Below are 9525 nucleotides of genomic sequence, written 5' to 3' on the forward strand. Positions count from 1 at the left end.
GCATCAGGGGTATCGGGCCGATTGCGATGCAGGCGATCCCGAGGGCCAGCCGCCACCACGAGACCGGTTCAGGCGCGTCCAGCAGGCGGTTCAGGCAGCTCGCGGTCACGGCCGTCGCGGTACACGTGACCACGACGAGCACCAGGAGGTACCTGGACGGTATGAACCGTGCGCACGTGCCGACGGCCATATGGGCTCCCGTCCTGCCTGCGGAGGTTGCACGATCGGACCACCGGGGTTACGCCGCCTGGGGTGGCGGCGCCCCCGGTGTCTCCTAATCCTGACGCTACGGGCATCCTTCACTACGCCCCGATCATGTACTACGCGGCGGGGGCGCGGCGAGCTGATGCCGATATTGCGAGGAGCTGCCGAAGCACACCCGTCCGACTTGTGTGCCGACGCCCCGTTCGTCGGATCGGACGTCGTCGTTCAGCGGCCGGTGGCCGGCTCCCGCGAGCCGGCTGCCGGCCGGCCTCATTTCTGGTTTCCGGCTGGCTTCCGCGGACCGGCCCGACCGGCCCGACCGGTCTGATCGGTCTGATCGGTCTGATCGGCATGGCCGGTAGTGGTGGCACGGCGAACGCCGCCGACACCGTACGACAGCGGTTCTCAGCCCCAACTGACACCATTCATGCCCTCTTCCTTTCCGGTCGGTGGCGGTGGTTGTCCGCCGGGAGTTGTCGGGTGGCACTGGTGCGTGTGTGATGCGTTCTGTGCCGCATTTCGTTCTGGTTTCAGCCCCAGCTGACGCCGTTGTTCATGGCGGCCTACTCCTCTCCGCTGCTGGTCCGGTCCGCCGGATTTTTCTGAATTCGTACGGATATGACCCAAAAAGGCCATATATGAGCAATGGGTTCGCGCATACGGTTTGGTCACAACGGGACGTCGGCGTTCTTGTCACTATCTGTAGGCAAGAGTCCGAGGTGTCGTGCGACGGGCTTGGGCGGCTATCGAAGAGGTCTTTTGTGTTGAGCAACGAACCGTGACTAAAAAGATAGCCAAATCAGGACCGAATACAACTAAATACACCATTTCGGTTACCTACTGTTAGGGTATGGGCGTATCTGTCGCGCTCACACCGTGGTCTTCGTGGCGGTCGACAGCTCGTCCCCGTACGCTTGCCGGTAACTGATGGTGTTCGCCGTCCCGTGGGGCACGCCGCCTTGGCGTGCCGGCTTCGGCACGGCCGGGCGGACGGGACGCCCGGCGCGGTGCGCGGGATGCGCTGCTCGTTCGTCGAAGCAGATCCAGATGGTTCCCGGTGAGGCCCGTATCTCGCCGATTGAAGATCGACTCAGGTTCTCCGCCCGTGCGTGGCGGCCCGGGGGGAAGCCGGCCCGTTGACGCGCCACAATGGAGGTCGTGTCACTCGCCACCGCCGCACCCGAAGACGTCCTGGACGCCGACGAGATCGCCGAGCGCGACCGGCCCTGGGTCACGATCGTGTGGAACGACCCCGTCAACCTGATGTCGTATGTGACTTATGTCTTTCAGAAGCTGTTCGGTTTCAGTCGGGAAAAAGCCAAGGCCCTCATGCTCGACGTGCACCACAAGGGACGGGCCACCGTCTCCTCCGGCACCCGGGAGGAGATGGAGCGTGACGCCACCCGTCTGCATGCCTACGGTCTGTGGGCCACGGTCGCGCAGGACTGAAGGGCCATCGGAAACACCCGGTCGGGTGAAGTGCCGCGCGCCGCGAGTCGGTGTCGGCCGCTGCGCTGCTGGAGGGTCGAAGGCGGCGCGATCATGCTTCTTTCGCGCTGCCGGGGGCCCAAGTCCCCAGATTGCTGTGTGGGTACCACCGGTCGACCGGACTCCGGCCCATGTCCCGGCGAGTCCGGTCGATCACCTGGTCGATCACCTGGTCGATCACTGCTGACCTTGGTTGGGAGAGCGTGTCCAACGGATTCAGTCGTACCGAGGACGGCATCGAGATAGTCCTCGGTCCGCTTCAGGCGACGTTGCTGGTCGAGCTGATCAGTCAGATCGACGCGCTGCTGGAGCCGCCGCCGGTGGCCGACCCGCTGGAGGCGATCGTCGGCCTGCGGGCCGTGCCCCCGGCACCACCGGACGATCCGGCGGTGGCCCGGTTGCTTCCGGAGGCCTATCCGGACGACCCGGACGCCGCCGCGGACTACCGCCGCCGCACCTCCGACGACATCCGTGCGGGCAAGCGCGACGCCGCTCGCCGGGTGCTGGCCACCGTCCCGGCCACGGGTGGCCGAGCATTGCTCGACGACGACGCCGTCCAGGACTGGTTGATCACTCTCAATGACCTGAGGCTGGTTCTGGGCACCCGTCTCAACCTGACCGATGATGTCTCGGCCGATGCCCTGTACGAGGTCGAAAGCCAGGACCCGCGCCGACCCGTGGTCGAGGTGTACCTGTTCCTCGGCGACATGCAGGACCAGCTTGTCCACGCTCTGCTGTGACACGACCTGCGGTGATCCAGACGTCCGGCGGCGTGGCACCGAGGACCGCCAGGCGGGCAAAATCAGATCATGGGCAGGCATTCTTCGCCATGTAAGCGTGATCGTGGCTCGTGCTGGATGCCACTCGTCGTACCGTTGGCCCGTGCTGCGCATCGATCGAGCCGTGTACGAGGCCATCATCACCCATGCCCGGCGGGACCATCCCGACGAGGCCTGCGGGATCGTCGCGGGCCCGGCCGGATCGGACCGTCCGGAGCGGTTCGTGGCCATGGAGAACGCGGAGCGGTCACCGACGTTCTATCGGTTCGACTCCATGGAGCAGCTGCGGGTCTGGCGCGAAATGGACGACCAGGACGAAGAGCCGATAGTGATCTATCATTCGCATACCGCTACCGAGGCATACCCGTCCCGCACGGACATCTCGCTGGCCTGGGAACCCGGTGCCCACTACGTCCTGGCCTCGACCCGTGACCCCGAGCGGATCGAGTTCCGGTCGTACCGCATCATCGACGCAGTCGTGACAGAGGAGCCTGTGGAAATCGTCTGACTGTTCGCGACGTTGTGCCGGGTGCCGCGCGTAGCCGGAACACACCTATGACAGGACCCGGTACGAGACGGATCGCCTCGGGGCACGGCACCGGCAGCCGGGGCGACAGACCGGGTGGTCTGTCGACATGCTGTCGCACCAGGGACGATGGATGTCGGATGGCTCGACCACGTACCGCGGCCCGAGCAAGACGGAAGAGCAAGCCGGAGCAAGACGGAGAGGAGCACCATGGCAGTCCAGGTCCGCGTGCCGACGATCCTGCGTAGCTACACGGGCGGGTCCAAGGTCGTCGAGGGCGTAGGGGACACGCTTGCAGCGTTGTTCATCGACATCGACAGCCGCTTCCCGGGTCTGCGGGGCCGGCTTATCGCCGACGCCGGCGAACTGCACCGCTTTGTGAACATCTACGTCAATGACGAAGATGTCCGCTTCCTCGGTGGTCTCGACGCAAAAATTGCCGACGGCGACAATGTGACCATCCTCCCCGCCGTCGCCGGCGGCTGCGCCGTCATGCCGGCGACTTCGGGCGTCTGACAGGCGGGCCGGAAGAGCTCATGCGTTTCGACTCCCTGATGGACTCGGTTGGCCGTACCCCCCTGGTCGGCCTTCCCAGGCTTTCGCCGTCGCCGGACGTCCGGCTGTGGGCCAAGCTGGAGCAGGACAACCCCACCGGCTCGATCAAGGATCGAGCCGCGCTGTGGATGATCACGGACGGGGAGAAGCGTGGTCTGCTCACTCCCGGCGCCACCGTCCTCGAACCGACGTCGGGAAACACCGGCATCTCACTGGCCATGGTCTGCCGCCAGCGTGGCTACCGGCTGATCTGCGTGATGCCGGAGAACACCTCGACGGAGCGGCGGCAGCTGCTCACGATGTGGGGTGCCGAGATCGTGTACTCGTCCGCGACCGGCGGCTCCAACGAGGCCGTCGCCGTGGCCAAGCGGCTGGCCGCCGAACATCCCGACTGGGTGATGCTCTATCAGTACGGCAACCCGGCGAACGCGCAGGCGCACTACGAAACGACCGGTCCGGAACTCCTTGAGGATCTTCCGTCCATCACCCATTTCGTCGCGGGCCTGGGCACCACCGGGACGCTGATGGGTACCGGACGTTTCCTGCGCGAACGGGTCCAGGGCATCCGGATCATTGCCGCGGAGCCCCGGTACGGCGAGATCGTGTATGGCCTTCGCAACATTGACGAGGGGTTTATCCCCGAGCTCTACGACGAGAGCGTGCTCACCACTCGTATCTCGGTAGGTCCAAAAGAGTCACTGCGGCGGACCCGGCAGATGGTCGAGGAGGAGGGGATCTTTGCCGGGATCTCGACCGGTTGCATCCTGCATGCGGCACTGATCGAGGCGGACAAGTGCGTGCGCGCCGGGCAGCGTGCCGACATCGCCATCGTCGTCTGTGACGGAGGGTGGAAGTACCTGTCCACCGGCGCATATGCGGGCACGCTAGAGGAGGCCGAAGCCGCACTTGAGGGTCAGCTCTGGGCGTGACCGGGGACCTGGCGGGAGCGGTCCCGTCGGCGTACCCGGCAGCGATGTGGCAATGATCATAATTTTTCTTCCACGTCTCAGGATGTGCCCTGATGTGCCCTGATGCACCCCGATACCGATTCGTCCGGGCTGTCCAAAATTCGACATGAGTTTCGTGACCACTGCCACAGGGTCGGAACCGGATTTCGGGCTTAGTCTGATCGCTCATGAGCGGCGCGCCCATCGGGGTATTCGGCAGCGCAGGCGGCAGTCATGCCGTCGCGACCGTGATCCCCGATCAGCTCCCAATCGAACCCCTCCACTTCGCCGGTGACCGGCGAAGCGTTTCGGGCCGAGCGCAACCGGTGGCTGTGGTTGCCACGCCCGCACGAGCCGCGGCCTGCCCCACGGTCCCGTCCCGGTTGCGTGCACTCGGGGCGCGTCACCGCACCCGAGCCGGTGAGATGATCTCTGTGCCCACCGGCCGGTCCGCAGCGTCCGGATCACCGAAGGCAGCGCGATCATGTTTTTCTCGCGCTGCCGGAGGCCTGAGTCCCCGGGTTATGGAGCGCGGCGGCAGGGCTGGTGTGATCGCGCACGCTGCCCGTGGCGTCCACGCGGGCGTTGCGCCCCCGACGTCTTCCCGCCTGCCGGTTTTCCAGGGTGCGGCCGGCTACCGGCCCGCCCCTGGGGATCAAGAAGAAGGTCGCGGCTCGAGGAGTCGGTTGTTCCGCGGCTGGATCAAGGCTTGTCCGGCGCTATTTCAAGAAGTCGATGTGTACACATTGATCCCGATTTCTACTACCCATCACCTTTTGTTGACCGGCGTCATCGGCTTTGTCATGGGAGAGGGCGTCACATTGACGAGTAGCGCAGAAACCGCGAAGAACGACTACCGGCAGTCCGGCCGGCGCAGAGCGCTCGATGATCCGGGCCTGCCCGGATCGGTCCACCGCCGGCGCGTGGCGGCCGGCCCGCGGCCTGTGCCGGTGGTATCGATGGCATCGGCGGTGGCCCGATGAAGCTCACCATTCTGGGTTGTTCGGGAACCTATCCGGGGCCCCGGTCGGCATGTTCGTCCTATCTGGTGGAGTCCGACGGCTTCCGGCTGGTGCTGGACGCCGGGAACGGGTCCATGGGCGAGCTGCAGCGGCACTGCGATCTGCGGGACATCGACGCGTTGCTCGTCTCTCACCTGCACGGTGACCACTGTCTCGATCTCGTGGTGAGTTCCTATGCCCGCCGTTACCATCCCGAGGGGATGCCTCCCAAACTGCCCGTCTACGGGCCCATCAACACCCAGGAAAGGCTGTGCGCGGCATTCGAGCGCTGGCCGGAGGATTCCCTCGCCGACATCTACGATTTTCGGACGATCAGCCCTGGGCGGCTGGACGTCGGTCCGTTCCGGATCGATCTGGAGAGGGTGGCGCACCCGGTCGAGGCATTCGGGATGCGGGTGACCGCGCAGGGGCGTTCCCTGACGTACTCCGGTGACACCAGCGCCTGCGACGAGCTGGTGCAGCTTGCCCGGGACACCGACCTGTTCCTTTGTGAGTCGGCCTTCCTCGACGTCCCGGACAACCCGCCCGGCGTTCACCTGTCGGGACGTGAAGCGGGCGAGCACGCCACCAAGGCGGGGGTGGGCCGTCTCGTGCTCACCCACCTCGTGCCGTGGGGAGACGCCGAACGCAGCCGCGAGGAGGCAGCCGGTGCCTTCGACGGTCCGTTGACCCTGGCCGAGACCGGAGCCGTCTACGAAATCTAGGACGCCTGTCTTCCGGATGGCGGTTTTCGGATGTCGCCGCGGGCGAAGATCCGGAAGGCTCAAGTCCTGGGGTTACTGATCCGTGGACCTGGGGTGGCGTGGCCCGGCATGGCTGCCGGGCACGCCTGACAACCCAGGTCCGCCGGCGGGACGTTTGCCGGCGGGACGTTTCGCCGGTGCGGCGTTCGTCTGCCGGACGTTTTCGCACGATTCGCCGGTGACATCCGGTTGAACCTGACCGGTGCTGGGGTGCGTTTGCCCGGTAAGGTCAGTCGTCGTGAGACGTTCCGATGACAGGACATCCGGTGAGCTCCGCCCGGTGATGATTGTTCGCGGCTGGCAGGACCATGCTGAGGGCTCGGCTCTGATCGAGTTCGGGCGGACGCGGGTGCTGTGTGCCGCCTCGGTCACCGAAGGCGTCCCGCGTTGGCGTAAGGGCAGCGGGCTGGGCTGGGTGACCGCGGAGTACTCGATGTTGCCGCGGGCGACGAACACCCGCAATGACCGCGAGTCCGTGCGGGGGCGCATCGGTGGCCGCACCCATGAGATCTCCCGGCTCATCGGCCGCAGCCTGCGTGCCTGTATCGATCTCAAGACCCTGGGCGAGAACACGATCGCGATCGACTGTGACGTCCTGGTGGCTGACGGCGGTACCCGTACCGCATCCATCACCGGCGCGTATGTCGCGCTGTCGGACGCGTGCGGGTGGCTCGGCCGTCCGGACGCCCTGATCCGCAGTGTGGCGGCGGTCAGCGTCGGAGTCGTCGGTGGCCAGCCGGTGTTGGATCTCGCCTACGACGAGGACGCCGGTGCCGACACCGACATGAACGTGGTCTGCACCGGTGACGGCGGCTTCGTCGAGGTGCAGGGGACGGCCGAGGGTGTGCCGTTCGACCGGGTGATGCTCGACCGGTTGCTCGACCTGGCCGTCGGTGGGTGCGCGCAGCTGACCGAGATCCAGCGGGTGGCGCTGGAGGGTCCGCGGCCGGTTCCCTCCGGTGGGGCACGGTCGGCCGCCGGCTCGTCCGCCCGGTGACCCGTCCACCCGATGAATGGGCTGTGGTGAGTGGGTCCACGCACAGGGAGTCCGCGGGCAGCGGGCCCGGCGAAGGCGAGCTCGGTGAGAGCGGGCCTGGTGAGAGCCGGCTTGGTGAAGGCCGGCTCGGTGAAAGCTATCTCGGTGCAGGCGGGCCCGGTGAAGGTCGGCTCGTTGAAAGCCGGGATGCGCCTCGGCGGGTGGTGCTGGCCAGCCGTAACGACGCCAAGCTCGTCGAGCTGCGCCGCATCCTCGCGGTGGCCGGACTCGCCGTCGAGCTCGTGGCGTTGCCGGACGGCCCGGACGTCCCCGAGACCGGCGCCACCTTCGCCGAAAACGCTCTGATCAAGGCCCGGGACGCGGTGCGGGTGACCGGCCTGCCCGCGGTCGCGGACGATTCAGGTCTGGCGGTCGATGCACTGGGCGGTATGCCCGGGGTGCTGTCCGCCCGCTGGTCCGGGCCGTTGCCCGGTGCCGGTCGGGCCGAGCGGGACGCCGCCAACAACGCGCTCGTGCTCGCCCAGCTGGCTGACGTCCCCGAGGAGCGCCGAGGTGCCGCCTTTGTGTGCGCGGCCGCGGTGGTGACACCGGATGGCGCCGAACAGGTCGTACACGGACAGATGCGCGGGCGGCTGTTGCGAGTACCCCGCGGGGACGGCGGTTTCGGCTACGACCCGCTGTTCCTGCCTGACGGGCAGAACCGGACCAGCGCGGAGCTCAGCCCGGCGGAAAAGGACGCCATCAGCCATCGGGGACGGGCCTTCGGCCAGCTCGCGGGCGTCCTGCGGGAGCTGTTGGCGATCTGACGGCTGCCGCGCGGTGTCCCACCGCGCTGTCCGGCTGTCCCACCGCGCTGTCCGGCCGCTCTACTCGCGTCGTCCTGTCCGTTCGCATCGTGCGGCTGCCGGGCATGTCCGAAGCGTTTTGTGAGATCTTCCGGCGCCGGGTATCCAAACACTTTCCGTGACTGAGTCCCCAACGCTGAGCGGACGGCGGCGAAATCCGGCAAAAGATGTGGCTGTGGAGCGCATCAAACCGGGTACATGGATGCCAATCGCCGTGTAAGCTGGAACTACCTGTAATCGATCAGTGACTATTTGCTATCGGCAGGGTAGGTTAAGGACGCGGCTGAGGTGTCCGGGTCGTTCCCATCCGTCCCCGACTCGTGACACCCCAGTCGCGTCCTCGATCACCCTTGGTTGTTGGGCTCCGGCCGGCCGCCGATGTGCCCCTTCCGCGTCACCGGAAGCTCCGGTCCCTGAAGTCGGCGAGTCCCTAAGTCCGCGACTTCCTGAAGTCCCGGAGTCCCCGAGCCATCCTGGGCGTTCACTCCACATTGGAGAACCGGTACGGTGAACCGCCATTTCTCGACGATGCGGAGCATCACGAATGACGCAGAGCGTCATGCAAGTCTGGCAGAGCGTTATGCCGAGCTGGCCGGGTCGGCATAGACCACTGGTTCTTGTGTCTGCTGTCCGGGCCGTGTAATCGCCGGTTGACGGTCAGCCGGTGGGGTCGCCGGTCACCGTCCGGTCACCGTCCGCCAGCTGGTGATGGTCGTCCACGTCGATCACCTGCCGGATCTCCGGATTCGCCCCCTGCCGGATCTCCGGATTCGCGCACAGCACCGCGGCCGGCCACCACCGTTCGACCACGTCCTGGACGGCGTCCAGGTCGAACTGATCGTCGACATGGGCCAGCGCCGCCCGGAACTCCGCCTCGAACGCGGCCCGCTGGTCGGCGTCCAGAGCGGCGTGCACCGCGGACCCCGTCTTGTCCACCCGGATCCGCACCCCGTCCAGCGGGGCCGTCACGTCCGTATCAGCCATGTTTCCATTGTCGCGGTCCGGTCAGCCGCACCGCGGACGGGGCATACCACGCTCTCACCGTGATCGTAACCGAGCTCGTGGTCCACCCTGTCCAGATGAACCTGGACGCCGGTGAGGCGCGCGGTCGGTTTGCCGCCGCCAGGGTCGCTCGGCTCGCCACTGCGGACGCGGCCGGGCAGCCGCATCTGGTGCCCGTGACCTTCGCGCTCCACGACGACGCGATCGTTACCGCAGTGGACTATAAGCCCAAACGGTCGGCGGCCCTCAAACGCCTGGCCAATATCGCGGTCAATCCACGAGTCAGCCTGATCGCCGATTACTACGTCGAGGACTGGAAAGCGCTGTGGTGGGCGCGCGCCGACGGAGTCGCCCGCATTGTTGCGGACGGATCCGCCGCGGACGGATCCGCCGCGGACGGATCCGCCGGCGAGAGAT

Annotated in this window: 12 protein-coding genes; 10 read left to right on the plus strand and 2 right to left on the minus strand. The window is 66.7% G+C overall.

The window, feature by feature from the left end:
* On the minus strand, positions 1-190 hold a 190-nt coding region (locus DD1DGNOD_RS27820; RefSeq protein ID WP_206442994.1), incomplete at its 3' end, for a hypothetical protein.
* A gap of 1163 nt (positions 191-1353) precedes the next feature.
* Between DD1DGNOD_RS27820 and clpS the strand changes: the two genes are divergently transcribed.
* The 9 genes from clpS (at position 1354) to rdgB (ending at position 8067) form a co-directional block, all read left to right on the plus strand.
* Positions 1354-1653 (plus strand): ATP-dependent Clp protease adapter ClpS, encoded by a 300-nt coding sequence (gene clpS / locus DD1DGNOD_RS06905; protein WP_206442995.1) that lies wholly within the window; start codon positions 1354-1356, stop codon positions 1651-1653.
* A 170-nt stretch (positions 1654-1823) separates the two neighbouring features.
* Positions 1824-2432: a DUF2017 domain-containing protein gene (locus DD1DGNOD_RS06910; RefSeq protein ID WP_165034807.1), complete on the plus strand. Its 609-nt coding sequence runs from the start codon at positions 1824-1826 to the stop codon at positions 2430-2432.
* Positions 2433-2574: 142 nt separating this feature from the next.
* Complete coding sequence (locus DD1DGNOD_RS06915; RefSeq protein ID WP_131765740.1) at positions 2575-2979, plus strand: Mov34/MPN/PAD-1 family protein; 405 nt, start codon at positions 2575-2577, stop codon at positions 2977-2979.
* 228 nt (positions 2980-3207) lie between these two features.
* Positions 3208-3513, plus strand: a complete 306-nt coding sequence (locus tag DD1DGNOD_RS06920; RefSeq protein ID WP_131765741.1) for a MoaD/ThiS family protein — start codon at positions 3208-3210, stop codon at positions 3511-3513.
* 20 nt (positions 3514-3533) lie between these two features.
* Entirely contained in the window at positions 3534-4481 is a 948-nt protein-coding gene (locus DD1DGNOD_RS06925; protein WP_131765742.1) for a PLP-dependent cysteine synthase family protein, read from the plus strand.
* Between the two features lie 704 nt (positions 4482-5185).
* Entirely contained in the window at positions 5186-5482 is a 297-nt protein-coding gene (locus DD1DGNOD_RS06930; RefSeq protein WP_131765743.1) for a hypothetical protein, read from the plus strand.
* Entirely contained in the window at positions 5479-6225 is a 747-nt protein-coding gene (locus tag DD1DGNOD_RS06935; protein ID WP_131765744.1) for an MBL fold metallo-hydrolase, read from the plus strand. The genes DD1DGNOD_RS06930 and DD1DGNOD_RS06935 overlap by 4 nt, the downstream gene beginning before the upstream one ends.
* 277 nt (positions 6226-6502) lie before the next feature.
* Positions 6503-7261, plus strand: coding sequence for a ribonuclease PH (gene rph / locus DD1DGNOD_RS06940; protein ID WP_131765745.1), 759 nt, complete (start codon positions 6503-6505; stop codon positions 7259-7261).
* A 200-nt stretch (positions 7262-7461) separates the two neighbouring features.
* Entirely contained in the window at positions 7462-8067 is a 606-nt protein-coding gene (rdgB, locus tag DD1DGNOD_RS06945; RefSeq protein ID WP_241251295.1) for an RdgB/HAM1 family non-canonical purine NTP pyrophosphatase, read from the plus strand.
* A 696-nt stretch (positions 8068-8763) separates the two neighbouring features.
* Here the strand turns inward: rdgB and DD1DGNOD_RS06950 are convergent.
* Complete coding sequence (locus DD1DGNOD_RS06950) at positions 8764-9090, minus strand: DUF6247 family protein (RefSeq protein WP_131765747.1); 327 nt, start codon at positions 9088-9090, stop codon at positions 8764-8766.
* A gap of 95 nt (positions 9091-9185) precedes the next feature.
* On the opposite strand from DD1DGNOD_RS06950, the gene DD1DGNOD_RS06955 reads away from it, so the two are divergent.
* A partial coding sequence (locus DD1DGNOD_RS06955; RefSeq protein WP_131769700.1) for a TIGR03668 family PPOX class F420-dependent oxidoreductase occupies positions 9186-9525 on the plus strand: 340 nt, incomplete at its 3' end.

The organism is Candidatus Protofrankia californiensis (assembly GCF_900634765.1).
GTDB lineage: Bacteria > Actinomycetota > Actinomycetes > Frankiales > Frankiaceae > Protofrankia > Protofrankia californiensis.